Source organism: Pseudoalteromonas sp. NEC-BIFX-2020_015, from assembly GCF_012952265.1.
Taxonomy (GTDB): Bacteria; Pseudomonadota; Gammaproteobacteria; order Enterobacterales; family Alteromonadaceae; genus Pseudoalteromonas; species Pseudoalteromonas neustonica.
Window position 1 is genome coordinate 122,996 of sequence record NZ_JABCJL010000002.1, and the last position, 20,540, is coordinate 143,535.

Below are 20,540 nucleotides of genomic sequence, written 5' to 3' on the forward strand. Positions count from 1 at the left end.
ATAAGATTTCACAAATATTTATGATAAAATACCGTCATCATCGCTTTTTAGAGTCGCTTTATGGCCGTAACATCCCAGCAGCAAACGATTTATACCGTTTCTAGATTAAATAGAGAGATCAGAACCGTACTCGAACAAGGGTTTGCATCGTTAAATTTAACGGGTGAAATATCAAATTTCATTACACCTGCCTCTGGCCATTGGTATTTCACACTCAAAGATGATCGTGCCCAAGTAAAAGCAGCCATGTGGCGCGGTAACAACCGTAATCAACAATACCGCCCTATAAATGGCGCACAAGTAACTGTACGTGCTCGTGTTTCTTTATATGAGCCACGCGGCGACTACCAACTGATTGTTGAACATATGGAAGCCGCGGGCGAAGGTCAATTAAAGCAAGAGTTTGATGATTTAAAAATGCGTCTTGCCGCTGAAGGCTTATTTAGCTCAGCACATAAGCTGCCAATTCCATCTGTTGTGCATCGTGTGGGCATTATTACATCCGCTACAGGGGCAGCAATTAAAGATATTTTGACGGTTCTAAAACGCCGCGCCCCACAACTTGAAGTCGTGATCTACCCTGCGATGGTGCAAGGGAAAGAGGCGCACCTGCAACTGATTGATAAAATAAACATAGCCAATGCCCGTAATGAAGTCGACGTACTTATTTTAGGCCGGGGTGGTGGCTCACTGGAAGACTTATGGTGTTTTAATCATGAGCTGCTTGCCCGTGCTATTTTTGCCAGTGAGCTGCCAATTATTAGCGCTGTGGGTCATGAAATTGATACCACGATAAGTGATTATGTAGCTGATGTACGTGCAGCAACACCTAGTGCAGCTGCGGAGCTTGTAAGTCCAAACAGCAGCGAGCTTGCAAACCAAATTCAACAGCAGTTAAACCGTTTAGCAAATGCCTTTAAACACCAATTATCTGCAAAGCAAAGCATTGCAACCGCACTTGAACACCGCTTAACACTATGTCATCCGCGCAATCAGTTAAATCAACAATCACAACGCTTAGATGAGCTAAGTTTGGCACTACAACAAGCTATGCAACAGCATATTTATTTACACGAGCGTCGTTTAAATAATTTAGCCCCACGATTAATACAGCAATCACCTGATCGTAAACTTGCTCAAGCAAGTCATCAATTGCAGCAATTACAAGCAAGACTTCAGCAAAGTATGCAACAGCAACTAAATGATGCTAATAACCAATTATCAATGCAAGCAGGGAAACTAGAGTCAGTTAGCCCATTAAATGTGCTCGCCCGTGGTTATAGCATCACTAAAAATAAGCAAGGAAGTGTAATAAAATCAACGTCACAAGTGAATAAAGGCGATTCACTTGTGACAGAATTAGCTGATGGAGTAATTCAATCTATCGTTAGTTAACTTTAGTAAACGACTCTTTGCTTGCTGCACAATTGGTTATTTTGACTCTGTAGCAAGCAGTAAAGAAAAGTCTCGATCGCTGGATTTGGATGTACTAACGGTAAATTGTTGCCAAAATTCTTGTTTTACCAACTTATCATTTAACTCACGCCAGTGAATATGGTTAAAATCATCCATATCTTTTGGTGCTGAAAGGTCAAATTTACATACCGAACTTTTACACTGAGCATTTACCATGTCTGGGGTGATGCTTAGATCGGCCGTTTGCAAAAAGTCTTTCATTGCGGTCTCTGTTCGATAAGCCCACTCTTCGTTACGTGTTTGTTCGTCAAATTGGGTTAGTAACGCCTGTTCAAGATCGGTGGGAGCATTGAGGCGTTTTTCATATACTTTTACAAGCTTACGCTGTGTTTCTAATTCAACTCTCAACTCTTCTAACTGAGCTTCAAGTGGTGCAGGGTTTACTAATTCAGATATTGCTGAAATATTTACTCCAGCAATATCTGTTTGGCTTTGCGTTGCACTAACAGGCGCAGGAGGAAGCTTGATTGAGTCTGACTCAGTAAGAAATGTTTGAAACGCTTGCTCTGATTGAACATCATCTTCAAAAAATGCTAATTGAGAGGAGGCGATAAATCCAAAAAAAACAGAAGTAAGAGTTACACCAGCTAAAAAAGCCAATAATAAAGAAAGATAAATATTTTTTATCATTGTGCGGTAATTCCTTTACTACCCTTAACCACGGCTTGTAATCGAGGTTTTACTAAATCACTGTATTTCCCAAGATGATCACACCTTGGGATAGCCTGAATAAGTATGGTTTATAACATTGCACTGGTATGTGATTCGTTCTGTGGCTCATCCGCATCTAAAAAGTTTTGGTTCATGCTTTTCGCCGGACAGGGACAGTTTGGTTTACCCACTATTTTAGCTGGAACGCCAACAACAGTCGTATGTGCAGGTACTGCACTCAGAACAACCGAACCTGCACCAATGCGTGCCCCTTCGCCTACTTCAATGTTACCTAATACTTTTGCACCTGCACCAATCAAAACACCGGCACGAATTTTTGGATGTCGGTCACCTTTTTCATTACCCGTACCGCCTAGCGTCACAGACTGCAAGATAGACACGTTATCTTCTATTATGGCTGTTTCACCAATAACTATACCAGTTGCATGGTCAAACATAATACCATGGCCGACTTTACAAGCAGGATGGATATCAACGCCAAATACTTCTGAGGTACGACTTTGAATAAATCGCGCGAGCTCTTTACGATTTTGGCGCCATAAGCAATGGGCAAGTCTATGTGCTTGAATTGCATGAAAACCCTTTAAGTTTAATATCACTGTTAAATAGGTATCGGCAGCTGGGTCACGATCTTTAACGGCTTTTATATCATGAGCAACATGCGTAAGCATTCGGTCACAATCAACAAAGGCCTGATCAAATAATTCTCGAATGGTAAATGCTGATACCACTGCGTCCGACAATTTATTAGCAACAATAAAGCTCAGCGCAGACCCTAAACACTCATGATTTAAAATGCATGAATACACATGACTTGCTAACAGAGGTTCACGGGTAACGACTTCTTTTGCTTCAGTGCGAAGCTGTTGCCAAATTTCATGACGCATAGGTTTGCCTTATTTAATACCTAGATGGGCTTTTCCTCAGTCTAACGGATTTCTACCTTGATGTGTTAATACAGCCGTTATTTGTTCTGGTTATTATATATAACTAATCTATACCCAAGCCACCTCAAGATGCACAATTCAGCGTTTCACTGGGGCTTAATACCAATCGTGTTAAGTTAATGACCATTTATAGCGAAAGATAAATACAGTGATAACAAGGCAGAAATTTTGACATGGTGTTGTTCTCGGCAATTGCACCTGCATTGCTCTACCTCCTGCATCCATGCAGTCGTACATGAAAAACTACTAACGCAGTTAGCGCTTTATTTAGTCCGCTAGAATGGTTAAATATTTAAGTCGATTGGTATAATATCAAGGCGTTACTTTGCAACAATAGTCGTCCCTTTTAGAAGTAGCAACGATAAGAGTGAGTACCGGTGAAATGCCCGAAGGGTTGGTTTGGGTATATTGGCTTACTTTGTTATAGGCAAAATAAAAATGCCCCAATTATTGGGGCATTTTAGTTAAGCTGAGCTTTCTTAGGTATTTGAATATTGATTATTCAAATACTTTATCTACAGCAAGTACTTCAATATTTTTCGCTGGTATTGCCAGTTTATAATCAGCAATGACTTTATCTTCGGCAACTAACTCAGCTGGTTTTTCAGCGTTATACACCATTGGCGATGTTTGCTCTGACGCTAGGCGTTTTTGCATGTCTTTGCCATCACCTGTGATAAATACATACTGAATATTATCCGTTTGTAAGTTAGCTTTAATAACGCGGTTTACGTCAGCTACAGTGAGCTTTTCAAGCTTACTGGTTACATATTTTACGAAGGTATCTGTATTATAAAATTCACTGTCAAGCGCATAACCCAATTGACGATTTTGACTTGCGACCATTTGTGGCACAAAGTTGATTAAGAAGTTACGCGTTGCGTCAAAGTCTTTTTCTGTCATGCCATTTTTGATCAGCTTATCAAGTTCAAATAACGCTGTACGTGTTGCAAAGTGCGCATCGTTATTTGAACGAAGTGGGCGTAACCAGACTTGAAATATTTGCTCTGAACGAGCAAGGTTTGCGTCTGGCTTTGTTTGATACATACCACGAGGGAAATACTCGATATACGCGTAATCACCGTAGTTCATGCCACGTGTTTGACGAATGCGCTCATATAAATATGAGTTAGAGCTGCGGTGTTCGCCAAAGTAAGAACGCACAAGCCAAAGCGCAGTCCAATCTTCGCTACTACGAATAGTGTCTATAGGGAAACCAAACGATACTGCAGTTGACTGTGCTGACTTTTCAACAATAGTTGCGTGGTGACCTTTTAACTCTGGTGCATCTGGAATTGATAAACGGCTTTGCTCACCTTTAGGTAATGCGCTTAAATCCGCAAACATGGTGTTTTTAAGCGAATCAGGCACTGCACCAATCAAACCAACTGTAAGCTTGGCTTGAGTAAATTCTTTAGCATAAAACGCCTTTACATCATTTAATGTTAATGCTTCTAAATCAGATAAGTCACCATAGTTATAACTTTCATAAGGGTGACCTTGATATAGTTTGTGATAAAGCACTTCTTTACCTAGCTCTTCATCGTTAGACGCTTTTAAGCCTGATTTAATGCCGTCAATCAGTTCTTTCTTTAAACGTTTAAAGTCATCTTCTCTAAAACCGGGGTTAAGTAACTGTTCACTTACAAGTGCATACCATTTTGCTGCATTATCTTTATGAACACGCCCTTGCAATGAAATCATTTCTTTATCTAATTGGTAACCAAAGCTGCCAGCCAGTGGATAAAGCGCTTGTTTGATATCGTTATAGCTCTTAGATTCTGAGCCACCTTGTGCAAGCATTGCTGCTGTTAGTGCTGCTACGCCTTTTTGACCTTTAGGGTCTGCCGCAGCGCCGGTATGAAATAACCAATTTACATCAATCAGTGGTGAGCTATTGGTTTTATCAAGCACATTAAAATGGCGTTCTTTAACTGTTTGCTGACTAGCAACTAAGGTATTTAAATCAACCTCTTGATCAAACCCTGCAATTTTATCAAGTGCAGACATAGTTACTGTTGTACGGCTGCTATCTATAAAATATTTATTAGCAATGCTTTGAATATCTTGCGCACTGATACTGTCAGCGGTTGCATATAGCTGATTAACAACTTCAGGGTCTCGCTCAAAATGCATGTAACTTGCAAGTGTTGATGCGATTGATTGAGATGAATCTAAACCATTAATAAAGCTGTACTTAAGGTTCGATTTTAAATCAGCTAACTTTTGACTATCAACTAATTCTGTACGAGCTTTTGCATAAGTATTATTAATTGCTTCGCGGGCTTTCGCTAAATCTTCTTCATTTTCAACTTTTACAAACACATGGAGTAAACCCGGATCTTTAGTGTCTGGGTTGTAGCTAAACATTTGGCTAGCAATTTGTTTGTTAACAACTAACTCTTGATATAGCTCTGAGTTGCTTGAAAAATAAAGCTGAGAGAGAAGATCAAGTGCTGCTCTGTCTTTTTTCTTAGGTTCCCAAGCTGCCCCTTTATAAGACACTAACAACCAATGCCCTGGTAAGCCTTCATTTTGCTCATGTACATATTTAGCAGCTTGTTGTTTTGGCTCGGTTGGTATATCGGCAACATAGTCACCCTTTTGCCACTGACCCCAATGTTTTTTAACCATTGCCATAGTCTCTTGCGGATCGACATCCCCCACAATCACTAACGATACATATTCAGGCTTATAAAACTTCTCAAAAAACTCTTTACCATAGGCCATTTGATCAGGCATCGCTTCAATGTCTTCAAAAAAGCCCATTGTGGTATGTTTATAAGTGTGTTTTTCGAATGCTTCATTACGAACAGCTGAAAGTAACTTGCGTACTGGGCTGGCATTATTTTTAAGGTACTCACCTTTAACAGTTAATGCTTCGGTACGGAACTGCTCTTCTGAATACTTTAAGTTTTGAAAAATATCAGCTTCGATCTCAAGCACTTTATCAAGATGCTGCTTAGAGAAATTTAAATGGTAGTTAGTATAATCATTTGTTGTATACGCGCGGTTATCTACGCCTGAGTTTTTTAAAATATCTGAATATACATCTTGCGGAAATTTTTCAGATCCTTTGAACATCATGTGCTCAAAAAAGTGTGCAAAACCGGTTTTTCCTGCTTCAACTTCATTACGTGAACCTACCGATACCGGTATTTGTAATGAAACAACATCAGGGTAGTCAGTTTTAACAACCATGACGCGTAAACCATTCTCTAACTCTTCAAGTAAGTAGTCTTGTGAAAACACACGATCATTTGCAGCTTTAGCAGCCGTTTGTGTTATTTCAACCTCTTTCACCATAGTTGAACCTGAGTTACTCGCACAACCACTTAGTGCAAGTGTCACCGCGAGGCTTGTTGCTAATAATTTAAATTTCATTGCTATCCCTTGTTAGTTGAATAAATTTCTTGTTTTTAGTCATTTTATTATGCAATAAAGCGAGCAGATATGAGAGCCCTAGCGCAGCTATTTATGTAAACAGTTGTGTATACACAAACTCAGTTACATGCCAAACATGAATAAATTTCATATTAATTGAATAACTTTCATTAAAAAAATCTATCTAGACGTCTAAATGGCTGTTATATTGTTTGGCATAGACATCTAAACAGCTGGAATGAGAGTTATGGCTTTATCACTGCAAGAGAAAATCGAAGATACTAATCAAGGCGTGTATTTAATTGGTACAACTCCGCCACGTATTGGAACTGATGAAACTCAGCTTGAAACCATTGCACAAAAGCTTTTAGCTCGTTTACATGAAATTGAATACGATGGTGTCATCATATACGACATTCAAGATGAAAGCAGTCGCACAGAAAAACCACGGCCATTCCCTTTTAAACAAACGGTCGACCCGCGTGAGTACAGTCACTTGTTACGTAAGTTATCACACCAAGATGTCATCACTTATAAAAGTGTGGCACAACGCGGGGTGGCTGAATTTAAAGATTGGTTAAGCGAAACGAAGGAAAAATTTGATTTAAAAAACTTAGTGCTAGTAGGTAGCCCATCGTCTGCTGGCGATATTAAATTAAGCTTACCTAACGCTTATAAAACCCTAAGTGAACAGCAGCAAGATTTCTTTTTAGGCGGTGTTACGATTGCAGAGCGTCATGCAAGTAAGCGAAATGAACATGAACGTCTGCTTGAGAAAACGGCGCAAGGGTGTCAATTTTTTATCTCACAAGCCGTATATGACGCGCAAGCAACCATTGATTTAATTACCAGTTATGTACGTAGCTGTAAAGCACAAGATATTGAGCCAAAACGCATTATCCTAACGTTTACACCGTGTGGTAGTGAAAAAACCTTAGACTTTATGGAGTGGTTAGGTATATCAGTGCCTGAAGCGACAAAGTGGCGCATGCTAGATTCGCACAACCCATTAAGTGAGTCTGTGCGTATTTGCCGCGAAAATTTAGACTTGATCTTAAAAAGCTGTGCACATTTAGAGGTGCCGTTAGGTTTAAATATTGAAAGCTTAACTAACCGCAAAGAAGAAATCGACGCATCAATAAACCTATACCGTTTATTAAAAGCGACTATGGAACTTAATTTAGCTGAAAAACAAATAGCCTAACAACTTACGTTTAAAGTAATTGCCCAGCTTTAAACGCCAATTTATTTTTATACATGTCTTTATCGGCTTTATTGAGTAGTATTTCAAACGTTTCTTTGGTGTGCTCAGCAAATCCATAACCAATACTAATACTCAACGGTGGTAAAGACAGCTTAGCTAATTGAGCATTATACCCTTGAACTATCTTAGCCTTTATTTGAAGTGGTTCATTGGTATCATTTGTTTGTAATACAACCACAAATTCATCTCCCCCCAAGCGGCCAATTATATCAGCCTCTCTTAAGCACTCTTTAAGCGTTGCGGCTAATACAACCAATGCTTTATCACCTACCTCATGGCCATGCGTATCATTTAGTAACTTAAAATCATTTACATCGATAAATAGACAACAGACCTCAAAACCTAACCTTTGCGCTAAATTTAGCTTTTGCTGAGAAAGAATACTTACTGCACGCCGATTATAAATATGAGTAAGGGGATCAAGCATGGCTATTTCGCGCATTTGCACAAAACTATTAACCATGAATAAATCATCTTCAATCATATCCCGTAATTGTTTTATCAACTCTAAGTAATTTCGCTGATAATCTGTCTGCTCAAAATCCATCACACACAAAGTGCCAAAAACATCCCCATTGGGCCAATGAATAGGCAAGCCTAAATAAGATTCAAACCCATCTTTGCTTACTTCAGGGTTGTCGTGCCAATATTCATCATTACTGGCATTATTAACATAGAGGGAATGATTATCTTGTACGACTTTTTTACAAAATATGTTGGTTTCTAGCGGGATCATAGTACCCGCAGTGTAAGGATTGTCTTGCTGTTCACTGGCAATGACAACACGATAACCACTTTGCATCGCTTGCACAATAAAACCCGCAGGCGCAGCAAATAGGTCAGACATTAAATCGACTGTTTTTTGCCACTTCTGCAGTGATATTTGATTATCTTTGTCTGTAAAAATCCACTGGTTGCTTTGAAACATAGCACATACTCACACAATTAACCTTATATGAGTATACCCAAACCACCTCAAGATGCGAGTTTCAGTTGGAGTTAAAATTGGGCGTTTCGCAGGCGCTCACTCTCATCGTTGTTACTTCTTAAAAGGGACTGCCATTCTTCGCCTTGATATTTGTTGTGATTCAATTAAACCCCTGTGAAACGTTGAATCCTGCATCTTGAGGTGATTTGGGTATATAAACTACTAACGACGACGGTTTGGAGTTTTTTTGCCCAAAACACGCTTTTTGTCGCGTTCTTTACGGGATTTATTACTATTTTTACGATTATCTTTCGGCTTTTTGTTTGGATCAGGCTCATAACCTGTTAGCCACTGTGGTGTTAAACGCGTATCAAGTAACACTTCAATCTCTTCCAGTAACCATTGCTCATCAAGGCTTACTAAAGACATGGCGAGCCCTTGTTCACCAGCGCGCCCTGTACGACCGATGCGGTGTACATAATCTTCAGCAATATAAGGTAATTCAAAATTAATAACGTATTTTAACGCTGGAATATCAAGGCCTCGTGCAGCTACATCCGTAGCCACTAAAACGCGTGTTGAACCTTCTTTAAAATCTAACAAAGCTCTATCGCGTGCGCCTTGCGATTTATCGCCATGGATTGACTGTGTTTTTAAACCGTCTTTACACATTTCTTTAGCGAGCTGATCGGCCATTTGCTTAGTGCGCGTAAAAATTAATACTTGGCGCCAGTTTTTCATGCCAATCATGTGTGATACAAGCTCACGCTTACGATCTTCATCTACCGCGTAAATAACCTGTTCAACTTCAACAGCCGCAGAGTTTCGCTTATCAACTTCCACGAGTTCTGGGTTTCTAAGTAATTTTTTACTAAGCTCAAAAACACTGTCATCAAATGTGGCTGAGAATAATAATGTTTGGCGATCACTCGGCACATGGCGCAATATACGTTTTATCTCATCAATAAAGCCCATGTCGAGCATACGGTCCGCTTCATCAAAGACTAATGAATCAACACTTGAAAGTTTAATGCTGCCTTTAATGATGTGATCAAGTAAACGCCCTGGTGTGGCGACTACGACTTGCGCATCTTTCATCGCTTTAATTTGCGGGCCAATACTGGCACCACCATAAGCTAAAGCGCCTTTTATATCACTGCCCTGTGCGTACTTTTCAAAACTGGCAAACACTTGCTGAGCCAGCTCACGCGTTGGCGTTAAAATAAGAACACGAGCCAAGCCTTGCTCATCTTTTTTAGGCGTGTTTAGCAACTTATGCAATAGCGGTAATACAAATGCGGCTGTTTTGCCTGTGCCTGTTTGCGCACTGCCCATTACATCACTACCCGCTAAGATAAGGGGGATAGTTTTGAGTTGAATTGCGGTAGGTTGAGTATAATTGTTTTGCTCAATTGCGTTTAATAACACCGGATCGAGATTAAGTGATGAGAATGTAGTAGCAGACATAGGCTTGGCTTTAAAATGACAAAGAGCGCTATTGTACGCATATTCAGCCACCTCGTAAATTAACCAATAAAAAAGGCGCTAATTTAGCGCCTTAATATAAATGGTTGCTTTATGCTGGTTTTAAAGTTGCTTTACGTTCATTGTAAAACGCAATTAAATCATCAACCGTTGTTTGGCAATACTCACGAATACCTGAAACCACCATATGCTTTTCACCACAACCTACTTTAACGCCATTTTCTAATAGGTTAAAACGTAATGTGATTTTACCGCGCTTGCCTGTGTATTCAAAACTTGGCTCTGCAAATTCAAGTGTAGGCGCTGTAATATCAATATTATCAAGATTAATAAGCATTGATTCGTAAATAACCATTGGTCGTGCGGGGTTAATCATTACCTCTTGCTTACCCATTAGTGGAATAATCACATGGGGGAAAGTAGTACCAGAGAACTCAACATAATTTTTTATTAAACTATTCGTTAGTGTTGGGCATTGACTGGTTTTACCTTCACGCTTGACCTTTAAAATAACCTTATCACCACTGGTTATTTCAAACTCATCGGCACCTTCTGGAAAGTGTAGTTTAGTATTTTCATCCACCATACCCGAAAACGTAAATTCCATTCGCTCACTCAGACCATAGCGGTCTAGCACTAATGAAAAAAGTAAGTCTCCTGGTGCGCAAAATTTCTTTGCATCTTTATCATGAAGAGGATTGTAATCATCAGCAATACATTTGGCGAAACGACAACCTTGCTCACGAGAAATAGAAACATAATCAGCATGTTGCTGATAAAAAGGACTTAACATAGTTTTTTCACTGCTTAAACTGCTTATAACCGAGCTATTCTACCAGATAAAAATTAAATAGAGGTCGAATCTGTTAAAGTTTTGTTTCAAATATAAAAAACCGAGATGTAGAACCTCGGTTTTTAAATTTATAAAATGCTTTGATATTTATACCCAAATTACCTCAAGATACGAGTTTTAGTTGGAATTTACTCCCATCGTTGTTACTTATTAAAAGGGATTGCCATTGTTGCAAAGTAACGCCTTGGTATTAAGCCCCTGTGAAACGCTGAATTCTGCATTTTGAGGTGGCTTGGGTATTATCAGCTATTTGATCATATCTTTAGCTCGCAGGGTATTCACGATACGCACGCTCGATATTCTTAGCCTGCTTTTTAGAAATACCTAAATGAGCAAGTGCCACACGTAAACGAGCTCGTGATAGGTCAGACCCTAAAATCTCCATCGCATCAAGCACTGATGTAGATGATGTTTTCCCTGTGATTGCTACAAATATCGGCTCTAAAAAGTCTTTAATTTTAAGCTCGTGGAATGTTGCCACTTCTTTTGCGATAGCAAAAATAGCTGGTTTATCAAAACTACGTAAACCTTCAAGCTGCCATACAAAAAATTGTAAAGCTTGGCGAATTACATTCTCATCCGCTTTACCTGCCGTTAATAAAGCCGGATCGTAAGTTGGAATACCACCTACAAAATGACCAGCTAAATCAACCATATCCGACAAAGTATTAATACGCGTTTTCGCTTCAGGTAATACTTTAGCGAGCATTTTAGCGTTAAATTTCCAATCAACAAAGCGCTGTATAAGTTCTTCGTCAGTTAGATTTTCGCGGATCCACATGCCGTTTAACCAGCTTAATTTGTCTACGTCAAATACAGGGCCACCAAGCGATACACGCTTCATGTCAAAGTTTTCAATCATTTCAGCAAGTGTGAACTTTTCACGCTCATCAGGCATTGACCAGCCCATACGGCCTAAGTAGTTCAGTACCGCTTCTGGCAGGTAGCCCATTTCTTTATAGTAGTTAATAGACGTTGGGTTTTTACGCTTAGACAGCTTTGATTTATCTGGGTTGCGTAATAATGGTAAATGGCCAAGTACTGGCGCTTGCCAACCAAAATCTTCATACAGTTTTAATAACTTAGGTGCTGAGTTGATCCACTCTTCACCACGGAAAATATGACTAATTTCCATGTGATGGTCATCAACAACATTCGCTAAAAAGTAAGTAGGGAAACCATCTGCTTTAAGCAGAACCTGCATATCAACATTTTCCCACGGGATCTCAATTTCATCACGTAAGTAATCGTTAAACTTAAAGGTACCTTCGCTTGGGATTTTCATACGTATAACGTAAGGTTTGCCCGCAGCTAAATTTGCTTTAATTTCTTCGTCTGTGTGATTTAAACCACGACCGTCGTATTTAGGGCGTAGGCCTTCTGCCATTTGCTCTTCACGCATTTGATCAAGTTCTTCGCTGGTTGCAAAACAATAAAATGCTTTGCCATCGTCAACTAATTGGTGCGCATATTTTTTATATAAATCACTTCGTTCTGATTGGCGATAAGGACCAAATTCGCCGCCCACATCAGGACCATGATCCCATTGAAGGCCTAACCAACGAAGGCTATCCATAATAGCTTGTTCTGATTCTGATGTACTACGTACTTGGTCGGTATCTTCAATACGAAGTACAAACTCGCCACCTTGTTGTTTGGCAAAACAGTAATTGAATAAGGCGATATAAGCGGTGCCAAGATGCGGGTCACCCGTTGGTGATGGTGCAACACGTGTGCGAATTGTCATGGTTAAGTTCTCTTTCTATGGGCAATAAAATTGCGCTAAATGCCAACATAGCAAATGCGCTATAAAAATGAATACAGGGGTATTATGCGGCTACTTTATTTAAGTAAGCAATAATATCGTTTGATTCGTATAACCAAGTAACTTGATTATTTTCTTCTATACGTAAGCACGGTACTTTTATTTTTCCGCCTTGTTCTAGTAGCTCTTGACGATACTGCTCATTATTTTTAGCGTCACGTGTGTCTACCTTTAAACCTTCACGCTTAATAGCGCGACGTACTTTTACACAAAATGGACAGGCTTTGAATTGATACAATTTAAATTGTGCGGTGCGCTCATCTAATTGAGCTTGCTCTGGCGCGGGACGTTTTTTACTACGTGGCGTAAAAACAAAATCAAAAAACAAGATTAAACTACCTAAGACTAACCGAACTAACTTCATTTACTTCGCCCTTGTAACCAACAATTTAGGGCGCGATTTTAACACACATAATTACCAAGTCACTTGGAAATAAGTAATTCTATTTGATGTAAATATAGGAATATTTACCTATTCGCGTATATTTAAATTGCACTTGATGTATTGATTATATTAAAAAACGTACAAGCATTAGCGCTGAAGTAAAGCATATCACCCACATTTAACTTTATTTAACTTTGTGTGGGGATTAATAAATGTGGAAACAGTGTCACGGTTAAAGTGATTATTGACATAAACCGCAAAAACGTTTTTTTTCAAACCTTTATAAGCGAAGACATAAGTGCATTATCTAGCTCAAGTTCACCACCTTGCAGTGTTATTTAAACTATCCACACATACCCGCAAGGGTTAACCATATTTCAAGCGGCCCTAAAACTTACATAAAATTAGGGGCAGCTTTTTCAATTTGTTAAAAATAAATAAATGTTCTAAAAAAGTACCAGATCATCACGATGAATAACTTCATTACCGCAATCAAAATCAAGTAAAGCTGCTATTTCATTTGAATGTCGGCCTTTTATTTTATCTATTTCAAGTTTATTAAAACGCACTAAACCTCTCGCTACTAGCTGCTGCTCACTGGTAACTAAATCAATTAAAGCACCTCGTTCAAACTGGCCATTTGCACCTCGAACGCCTTTGGCCAATAAACTCGCACCTTGTTGTTGCAAAGCACTGACAGCTCCGTCGTCTATCACTATTTGACCGTTACTTTTAGGACCTGCTAATAGCCATTTTTTACGCCCATCTCGCGGCGCTACTAATTTTAGAAAGCGTGTACCGGGCAGCTGTTCACTCATGCAATTGAGAATAACGTTTTGACCTGCGCCTCTTGCTATAATGACCTCTACACCGGCTCGCCGTGCAATATCAGCAGCTTGTAGTTTGGTCGCCATACCACCAGTGCCTAAGCTTGAGCCACTTCCCCCTGCAAGCTGGCGTAATTCATCATCAATATGACGCACTTCATCAATTAATTGGGCATTCGCATCGGTGCGTGGATCACCGGTAAACAAGCCTTCTTGATCAGTCAATAATAAGAGTTTGTCAGCATTGGCTAAAATAGCCACCAGCGCTGATAGGTTATCGTTGTCACCCACTTTTATTTCAGTCGTGGCAACGGCATCATTTTCATTAATAATTGGCACTACGTCATAACGTAACAGCGCAGTTAATGTATCACGGGCATTTAGGTAGCGTTCTCGATCATCTACATCCGCACGAGTTAGCAACATTTGCCCTACATTCACACCATATAAAGCAAACAAGCTTTGCCAAATATGAATAAGCTGACCTTGACCAATCGCCGCTAGCATTTGTTTATCAATGACTCCTCGCCCACATGGAGCAATCAATTGCTCTCGTCCCGCAGCCACAGCACCGCTTGATACTAATACCACCTGATGGCCTTGCTTTTTTAACTCACAACATTGGCGAACAAGTTCTACCATGTGTGCTTTATCGAGTTTATCTGTACCGCCGGTGAGTACACTAGTTCCCAGCTTAACAACTATGACCTGCGCCCTTTGCATGCTTTTTACTACGAATGAAATAATGATGAATTAATTTATACCAGCTATCATTTTTTGAACAAGTTAAAAATATTCAATATCACTAGGGCGTGTTGACCTTTCGTGATTTATTTTGCAGCAGACTGTTTGGTATTTAGGCAAGGCAGCGCCTATGCAGTGTGGTTGCTCCCCATAAATAGGCGATAACGCAGTATAAATGCCAAACATGCGCTATTAACATGCTAGGATCCTGTTTTAATTTAAGAGCAAGCGAGTGTCATGCCAGCCAGTTTATGTTTAATTATCGCCACTTTTTTATGGGGAAGCTCGTTTATCGCGCTAAAGTACGCAATTGCTATCTATGACCCCGCCCTAGTGATTTTTTTACGTATGCTAACCACATTAATTATGTCTTTATGTTTGTGGCGGTATGTTATCCGTTTTGAATATCGCATCGGTGATTGGAAGTATTTAGTAGGTATGTCGCTGGCAGAGCCGTGCTTATACTTTTTGTTTGAAGGACATGCAATGGAGTATACGTCAGCATCACAAGCCGGCGTTATTGTCTCATGCCTGCCGATCATAGTGGCGTTTTTAGCCTATTTCATGCTTAAAGAATACATCAGCAAAGCGATTATAATTGGTTTTACATTTTGTATTGGCGGCAGCATTTTACTGACTTTACTGTCACCCGAATCAGAACAAGCCCCCAACCCAATGCTTGGTAATTTTTTAGAGCTCTTGGCGATGGTCTGCGCAGCGTTTTATACCGTCAGCGTTAAGCATTTAGTGGCACGCTACTCACCATTAACTCTTATTGCATTGCAAGGCGTGAGTGGCAGTTTATTTTTTGCGCCCTTTCTACTCTTTATTGATTTACCGAGTGAAAATCAACATGACCTGACTGCCTTATTGAGTATTTTATACTTAGGGTCATGCGTAACACTCGGCGGCTATGGTTTGTATAACTATGCGATTAGTAAAGTCTCTGTATTAACCGCTGCTGCATATTCAAATTTAATTCCTATTTTCACTTTGATTCTTTCAGCAATTATTCTCGGTGAAATACTCACCCTAGGACAATGGCTTAGTATTGCGGTGGTTTTTATTGGCGTAATGATAAGTCAACGCCATCAGGAGTTAGCCGTTACGATCACTAATCCTCCTGTCAGCAACCACAAACGCAATTCAGCCCCAACCGCTAATGAGTTCAACGAATAACAGATTAATAAGTAAGGCCGCTTTGTGCTAAAAAGTATTATGCGGCCAACCACTGTAAAATACGACCTAATCTACCATTGTCTAAGAATTAATTTATAGGAACACCTAATTACCAACTAGGCAAAAGCGACAAAGCTGATAAATTCTTACTATTGAATACAAAAACCTTGATACAGCACAATATAATGAGAATTTACCACGTAGTTATTTGACCAAGGGGCTGTTCGCTCACTACAATGACGCATCTTAAATTGTTATGCTGTCTAATGAAAAATCACTCGTCAAAAAAAGAACTTATTTTACTGCCAATTTTACTGGTCGTGATCATAATGTGTATTGCTGGGCACTTTTTGTTACAGGCGAGTTTTCAAGATAGCAATATCATAGAGTATATGCTTGCCGCGTTACCATTTCTGATGTTTGGATTTGTTATTTTAGCGTTTAAAATTGCCAGCAACAGCGAAGACAAAGAGCGTGAAGAGCAAAGCGATAAAGACTAAATTACCTACTTTGCCCATTTTGTAACGAAATTACAGTATATGGTAACCAAACCAATCAGGTTTGATTGCTTGCGATTCGCCGCTAGGGGTTAGTTGAATATGTAATTGGCTATCAAGTAAATCAATAGCAAAGCAATCATCCACATCGTGTAAATCATCTTTATGAATATGACTTAGCCCTGCTAGTAAATCCGTTTTGGCGCGTTGCTTAGCCTGCTCAGCGTCAGTGGCTACATACAGCGCAAAATCATGCTGTTCAGCAAGGCTATCAGCCCGGTAGGCACCTAAATTAACAAAATACAGTTGCTGTACTTGCTTTACGGGATGATCAACAACTTTAACCTCAAAGCCATCAATGTGTTTTATAGCCATAAAACTATCCATATGCACGCTGTTTTTGTCACCCACCCATTGGCTTTTTAGCTTTGTATAAGTGTGTTCAATTGACTCACCCACAACAAAACGCACATCGTGCATTTCAATATGACAACCCTGAATTCGCCCACCTAAGTACACCATAAATAACTGCATTTTCACCCCTAAACCTCAATGTTAGATAATGTTATCAACATCAATGTTGTGTTTTTTTATTAATTTATAAAAATCTGATCGGTTACGCTTTGCAAGCTTTGCCCCCTCTGCCACATTACCACCCGCCATTTTTAAAGTATTGATCACGTAATCGCGCTCAAACTCTTTTTTAGCATCATTAAGCGATAGTGGTTCAATATTACTTTCATTACTATTGAGCGCACTTTCAACTAATTGAACTGATATTACCTCACCGGGAGTCAGTGCAACAACTTGCTCAACCACGTTTTGTAATTGGCGAATATTGCCAGGCCAGTCATGGCGCACTAAGGCATGCATGGCATCGTTTGTAAAACGCTTTTCTTTTTGGTTCATTCGCTTTGCAATTGAGGCACTAAAATATTGAGCAAGTAAACTAACATCTTCTCGGCGCTCGCGTAACGGGGGCAACTTAAGATTCACAACGTTTAAGCGGTAGTACAAATCCTCGCGAAACTGTTGATTGGCAATGGCATCGGGTAGGTTTTTATGTGTTGCAGAGACAATACGTACATCAATTGGTATTTCTTCTTGAAAGCCCACGGGGCGAATCGTTTTTTCTTGTAATACACGTAGCAGCTTAACTTGTAAGTTTAATGGCATGTCGCCAATTTCATCTAAAAATAATGTGCCACCTTGCGCCTGCTGAAACAGTCCCTGATGATCTTTAACAGCTCCCGTAAAAGCCCCTTTTTTGTGACCAAATAATTCAGACTCAAGCAACTCACCAGGCACAGCACCACAGTTAATTGCTACAAATGGGCCTTCACTTGCGTGGCTATATTGATGAATGGCGTTGGCAAGTAACTCTTTACCTGTCCCACTGGCACCGGAAATCAGCACATTTACATGGGTGGGGCCTAGTAATTTAACTTGCTCAAGCAAATGTAGCATCGCACCACTACGAGTCACTATATTGCTGCTTTTAGAGTTTTCGTCTGCACCTAAACCATGAATTTCAATAGCTTTTGCTAAGCTATCAAATAACTCATCCTTATCGACTGGTTTTGTAAGAAAAGCAAAAATCCCTTGCTTAGTTGCTTCCACTGCATCGGGTATCGAGCCGTGAGCTGTCATCATTATTACTGGCAATGCGGGATAACGACTTTGCAATTGGCGGTGAAGTGCCATGCCATCCATTTCGTCCATTCTTAAATCGGTGACAACAGCATCAAACACGTTGTTTTTTAATAATTGTAACGCTGCCATGCCACTTTCACAGGTCGTTACTTGGTAGCCTTTGGATTCAATACGAATAGCTAATAACTTTAATAAGCTTGTATCATCATCAACCAATAATATGCGCGCACCTTGGTTTTGCTCTGTTGACATAATTAGTGCTCCTTTGTCTCTTCGCGTAGTAATAGTTGTTGCTCAATGGTTGCCAGTGATGACATGGTTTTTTGCATTTTATCATTCAGTGCTTGTTGTGCTTCTTGAGCACTGATCTGTTGCTTAATTTGTTGTTTTTGCAGCCAAAGGTACTGTTTAATATCATCAGGCCAGTAAAAAGCCTGATCCAACTGCAGTAATTTAGCTAAAACTTTAGTGGGCTCCAACGAATTATTCTTACAACTAAAATCAAAGTAACGCTCAATTGCAGCCGCACCAATATAAACAGCCTTAGTATCTGTGGCCTTAAAACCACCACACGCTTTTGCATGCCAGCCAATTACAACCTCAGCAGGCGGATACATGGGCTCACTTTTTGGTCGCGGCTTAGGGTTGGGTTCTACAACTTTAATCGCTTGCTCGTTGTCATTAACTGATGGTTTAATCAACTCGCATCCTGCAAGCCCTAAGACTGTAATATAAACCATTAAAATGGCTTTAAAGCGCACGCCCATGCTACTTAACTCCCTGCTTTTCATTAATTGGTATGTGGATCACAAAACGACAACCGTGTGGCTCATTGCTTTCAAGTTCTAATCTGCCCATTAACTGCTCAACGGACTCTTTCACTATGGTAAGTCCCAAACCACTGCCTTGTGCACTAATATCTTTAGCGTGCTTACCTTGATAAAAAGCGCTAAATATATGTGTTTTATCTTGGTCTTTAATGCCACAGCCGGTGTCGCTCACAACCATTGTTAAGTTACTTTGTGACAACCCAAGAGTAATATTAACAACACTGCCTGTAGGTGAGAACTTCAAGCCATTTGAAATGAGTTGAATCAACATCATTTCAATGAGTTCAGCAGCCACTGCTATGGGCTGCTCAGGTAAACTCGATTGCCAACTAATCGTTTGATTTCGCGCTAATAAACGATGCTCAAAATGACTGTTTATTTTATTAATGAGATGCTTAAAGTCAATCTCATTAATACTTTCTTTGCTTGTTCTAATTGCATTGTAGCTAAGCAAGCTGTCAATCATTGCTCGCAAACGCACTGTGCTTTGGGTAATTAGTTCAAGCACCGCTTGTTGCTCTGTATTCATAGGACCAACAATTTCATCCGCCAATAAATCAGTGCCCTCAACCATAGACGCTAGCGGTGTTTTTAACTCATGAGTAACGTGACGTAAAAAAGTATCTTTTTGTTGCTCTAAAATATGTAGCTGTTCTTGCACCCATTGCAACTTGTTTCCCAGCTCAACTAGTTCAGCTGAGCCTTGTACAGATATTTGTTGTTGCCAATGTCCTTGCCCTAGCTTATCAATTACTGACGTTAGCCCTTTTAACCTTCCGCTAATACGCCATAAAAAACCACCGCCAACTAATAGCGTCAAAGGAATTAACGCTATTAGCCAGTTAATAAAAGAGTTTTGCAATGCTTTTAGTTCTAATTGGTTTTTTGTAATTTGTAATTCATTTTGATCTTTTAGCCATAAGGCTTGGCTGGTAATTAATTCACTCATTGGAATAAATAACTGGGCATCTTGTCGTTGCTGAATAACTAACTGCTCATGTGCCAGCTGCAATGCCTGCGACAATTGCTGCCACTGATTAATATACTCAGATGCGGGACTTATAAACATAAGCTCATCAATATTGCCCAAAGATGATTGCCATTTATCTATTATCAACTTATCTAATGAGTCACTTTTTAACACCCAATTTTGCCGCGTTGCACGCTCAAGACTGTTAAGCTCTTGCTTTAGGTTATTAAACGATTTAGTAACTTGGTAGTTATCACTTACGATTTGCTGAGTTACAGCCAGTTGTTTATTTAAAGCGTTTAAAAATACAATCACAACTAATGACAATGGTAGTAAAGATAGCAATGTACTAAATAAAAATTGTCCGATTAAGTTAGGTCGCCAAGCAAGTATTGCAGAGTACTTTTTACCAAACGGCACCAGCATAGCTATTCCCTTCATTTAAATGCTTTATTATCTGATCTGCTACTTATACACAAGCTGAATCAATAAAAATAATGAATGAGGTAAATCAATTCTTCTCACTTAGCTTCTTGACGCAAAATTGAGACAAGCTAATGGCATGTTTTTAATAGTATTTATTATTCTCCCTCGCGCTATGTTGCAAAAAAGACACAGTTA

General features: G+C 39.6%; 17 protein-coding genes. 4 read left to right on the top strand and 13 right to left on the bottom strand.

The features are described from left to right. The first annotated feature begins 60 nt into the window (after window positions 1-60). Window positions 61-1,395: an exodeoxyribonuclease VII large subunit gene (gene xseA / locus HH219_RS02080; protein WP_169326494.1), complete on the top strand. Its 1,335-nt coding sequence runs from the start codon at window positions 61-63 to the stop codon at window positions 1,393-1,395. Window positions 1,396-1,431: 36 nt separating this feature from the next. Here the strand turns inward: xseA and HH219_RS02085 are convergent, their stop codons facing one another. The 3 genes from HH219_RS02085 to HH219_RS02095 form a co-directional block, all read right to left on the bottom strand. Then, window positions 1,432-2,106 carry a hypothetical protein gene (locus HH219_RS02085; protein WP_169326495.1) on the bottom strand — a complete coding sequence of 225 codons (675 nt, stop codon included), beginning with the start codon at window positions 2,104-2,106 and terminating at the stop codon, window positions 1,432-1,434. Between the two features lie 110 nt (window positions 2,107-2,216). Next, entirely contained in the window at window positions 2,217-3,035 is an 819-nt protein-coding gene (gene cysE, locus HH219_RS02090) for a serine O-acetyltransferase (RefSeq protein WP_054204220.1), read from the bottom strand. 558 nt (window positions 3,036-3,593) lie between these two features. Further along, a complete protein-coding gene (locus HH219_RS02095) occupies window positions 3,594-6,479 on the bottom strand; it encodes a M16 family metallopeptidase (protein WP_169326496.1) in 2,886 nt (961 codons plus the stop codon). Between the two features lie 247 nt (window positions 6,480-6,726). Between HH219_RS02095 and HH219_RS02100 the strand changes: the two genes are divergently transcribed. Further along, the gene (locus HH219_RS02100) at window positions 6,727-7,683 is read left to right on the top strand and encodes a hypothetical protein (protein ID WP_054204222.1); all 957 of its coding nucleotides are present in this window, start codon (window positions 6,727-6,729) and stop codon (window positions 7,681-7,683) included. 10 nt (window positions 7,684-7,693) lie between these two features. Here the strand turns inward: HH219_RS02100 and HH219_RS02105 are convergent, their stop codons facing one another. The 6 genes from HH219_RS02105 to proB all read right to left on the bottom strand — a co-directional run bounded on the left by HH219_RS02105 (window position 7,694) and on the right by proB (window position 14,769). Next, window positions 7,694-8,671, bottom strand: a complete 978-nt coding sequence (locus tag HH219_RS02105; RefSeq protein WP_169326497.1) for a sensor domain-containing diguanylate cyclase — start codon at window positions 8,669-8,671, stop codon at window positions 7,694-7,696. Window positions 8,672-8,893: 222 nt separating this feature from the next. After that, window positions 8,894-10,138 carry a DEAD/DEAH box helicase gene (locus tag HH219_RS02110; protein WP_054204224.1) on the bottom strand — a complete coding sequence of 415 codons (1,245 nt, stop codon included), beginning with the start codon at window positions 10,136-10,138 and terminating at the stop codon, window positions 8,894-8,896. A 109-nt stretch (window positions 10,139-10,247) separates the two neighbouring features. Then, window positions 10,248-10,949 (bottom strand): DUF3581 domain-containing protein, encoded by a 702-nt coding sequence (locus HH219_RS02115; RefSeq protein WP_054204225.1) that lies wholly within the window; start codon window positions 10,947-10,949, stop codon window positions 10,248-10,250. 322 nt (window positions 10,950-11,271) lie between these two features. After that, on the bottom strand, window positions 11,272-12,756 hold the full coding sequence (gene gltX / locus HH219_RS02120) for a glutamate--tRNA ligase (protein ID WP_169326498.1): 1,485 nt from the start codon (window positions 12,754-12,756) through the stop codon (window positions 11,272-11,274). 82 nt (window positions 12,757-12,838) lie between these two features. After that, the gene (locus HH219_RS02125) at window positions 12,839-13,198 is read right to left on the bottom strand and encodes a glutaredoxin domain-containing protein (RefSeq protein ID WP_054204227.1); all 360 of its coding nucleotides are present in this window, start codon (window positions 13,196-13,198) and stop codon (window positions 12,839-12,841) included. A 467-nt stretch (window positions 13,199-13,665) separates the two neighbouring features. Then, a complete protein-coding gene (proB, locus tag HH219_RS02130) occupies window positions 13,666-14,769 on the bottom strand; it encodes a glutamate 5-kinase (protein WP_054204228.1) in 1,104 nt (367 codons plus the stop codon). Between the two features lie 258 nt (window positions 14,770-15,027). Here proB and HH219_RS02135 point away from each other — a divergent pair, with 258 nt between their 5' ends. Together HH219_RS02135 and HH219_RS02140 are read left to right on the top strand one after the other, a co-directional pair. Continuing rightward, window positions 15,028-15,969 (top strand): DMT family transporter, encoded by a 942-nt coding sequence (locus HH219_RS02135; protein WP_169326499.1) that lies wholly within the window; start codon window positions 15,028-15,030, stop codon window positions 15,967-15,969. Window positions 15,970-16,235: 266 nt separating this feature from the next. Beyond that, window positions 16,236-16,469, top strand: coding sequence for a hypothetical protein (locus HH219_RS02140; RefSeq protein ID WP_054454874.1), 234 nt, complete (start codon window positions 16,236-16,238; stop codon window positions 16,467-16,469). Window positions 16,470-16,499: 30 nt separating this feature from the next. On the opposite strand, the gene HH219_RS02145 is transcribed toward HH219_RS02140, so the two are convergent. The 4 genes from HH219_RS02145 to HH219_RS02160 are packed head-to-tail and all read right to left on the bottom strand — an operon-like array spanning window position 16,500 to window position 20,360. Then, on the bottom strand, window positions 16,500-17,000 hold the full coding sequence (locus tag HH219_RS02145; protein ID WP_064435251.1) for a DUF1543 domain-containing protein: 501 nt from the start codon (window positions 16,998-17,000) through the stop codon (window positions 16,500-16,502). Window positions 17,001-17,021: 21 nt separating this feature from the next. After that, complete coding sequence (locus tag HH219_RS02150; protein ID WP_054204232.1) at window positions 17,022-18,371, bottom strand: sigma 54-interacting transcriptional regulator; 1,350 nt, start codon at window positions 18,369-18,371, stop codon at window positions 17,022-17,024. Between the two features lie 2 nt (window positions 18,372-18,373). Continuing rightward, the gene (locus HH219_RS02155) at window positions 18,374-18,886 is read right to left on the bottom strand and encodes a hypothetical protein (protein ID WP_169326576.1); all 513 of its coding nucleotides are present in this window, start codon (window positions 18,884-18,886) and stop codon (window positions 18,374-18,376) included. A gap of 1 nt (window position 18,887) precedes the next feature. Continuing rightward, window positions 18,888-20,360, bottom strand: a complete 1,473-nt coding sequence (locus HH219_RS02160) for a HAMP domain-containing sensor histidine kinase (protein ID WP_231658994.1) — start codon at window positions 20,358-20,360, stop codon at window positions 18,888-18,890. Window positions 20,361-20,540 lie beyond the last annotated feature (180 nt).

Bases quoted from the DNA above. Each gene is read 5' to 3' on its own strand.
- xseA (WP_169326494.1), top strand. From the start codon at position 61: ATGGCCGTAACATCCCAGCAGCAAACGATTTATACCGTTTCTAGATTA.
- HH219_RS02085 (WP_169326495.1), bottom strand. From the start codon at position 2,106: ATGATAAAAAATATTTATCTTTCTTTATTATTGGCTTTTTTAGCTGGT.
- cysE (WP_054204220.1), bottom strand. From the start codon at position 3,035: ATGCGTCATGAAATTTGGCAACAGCTTCGCACTGAAGCAAAAGAAGTC.
- HH219_RS02095 (WP_169326496.1), bottom strand. From the start codon at position 6,479: ATGAAATTTAAATTATTAGCAACAAGCCTCGCGGTGACACTTGCACTA.
- HH219_RS02100 (WP_054204222.1), top strand. From the start codon at position 6,727: ATGGCTTTATCACTGCAAGAGAAAATCGAAGATACTAATCAAGGCGTG.
- HH219_RS02105 (WP_169326497.1), bottom strand. From the start codon at position 8,671: ATGTTTCAAAGCAACCAGTGGATTTTTACAGACAAAGATAATCAAATA.
- HH219_RS02110 (WP_054204224.1), bottom strand. From the start codon at position 10,138: ATGTCTGCTACTACATTCTCATCACTTAATCTCGATCCGGTGTTATTA.
- HH219_RS02115 (WP_054204225.1), bottom strand. From the start codon at position 10,949: ATGTTAAGTCCTTTTTATCAGCAACATGCTGATTATGTTTCTATTTCT.
- gltX (WP_169326498.1), bottom strand. From the start codon at position 12,756: ATGACAATTCGCACACGTGTTGCACCATCACCAACGGGTGACCCGCAT.
- HH219_RS02125 (WP_054204227.1), bottom strand. From the start codon at position 13,198: ATGAAGTTAGTTCGGTTAGTCTTAGGTAGTTTAATCTTGTTTTTTGAT.
- proB (WP_054204228.1), bottom strand. From the start codon at position 14,769: ATGCAAAGGGCGCAGGTCATAGTTGTTAAGCTGGGAACTAGTGTACTC.
- HH219_RS02135 (WP_169326499.1), top strand. From the start codon at position 15,028: ATGCCAGCCAGTTTATGTTTAATTATCGCCACTTTTTTATGGGGAAGC.
- HH219_RS02140 (WP_054454874.1), top strand. From the start codon at position 16,236: ATGAAAAATCACTCGTCAAAAAAAGAACTTATTTTACTGCCAATTTTA.
- HH219_RS02145 (WP_064435251.1), bottom strand. From the start codon at position 17,000: ATGCAGTTATTTATGGTGTACTTAGGTGGGCGAATTCAGGGTTGTCAT.
- HH219_RS02150 (WP_054204232.1), bottom strand. From the start codon at position 18,371: ATGTCAACAGAGCAAAACCAAGGTGCGCGCATATTATTGGTTGATGAT.
- HH219_RS02155 (WP_169326576.1), bottom strand. From the start codon at position 18,886: ATGGGCGTGCGCTTTAAAGCCATTTTAATGGTTTATATTACAGTCTTA.
- HH219_RS02160 (WP_231658994.1), bottom strand. From the start codon at position 20,360: ATGAAGGGAATAGCTATGCTGGTGCCGTTTGGTAAAAAGTACTCTGCA.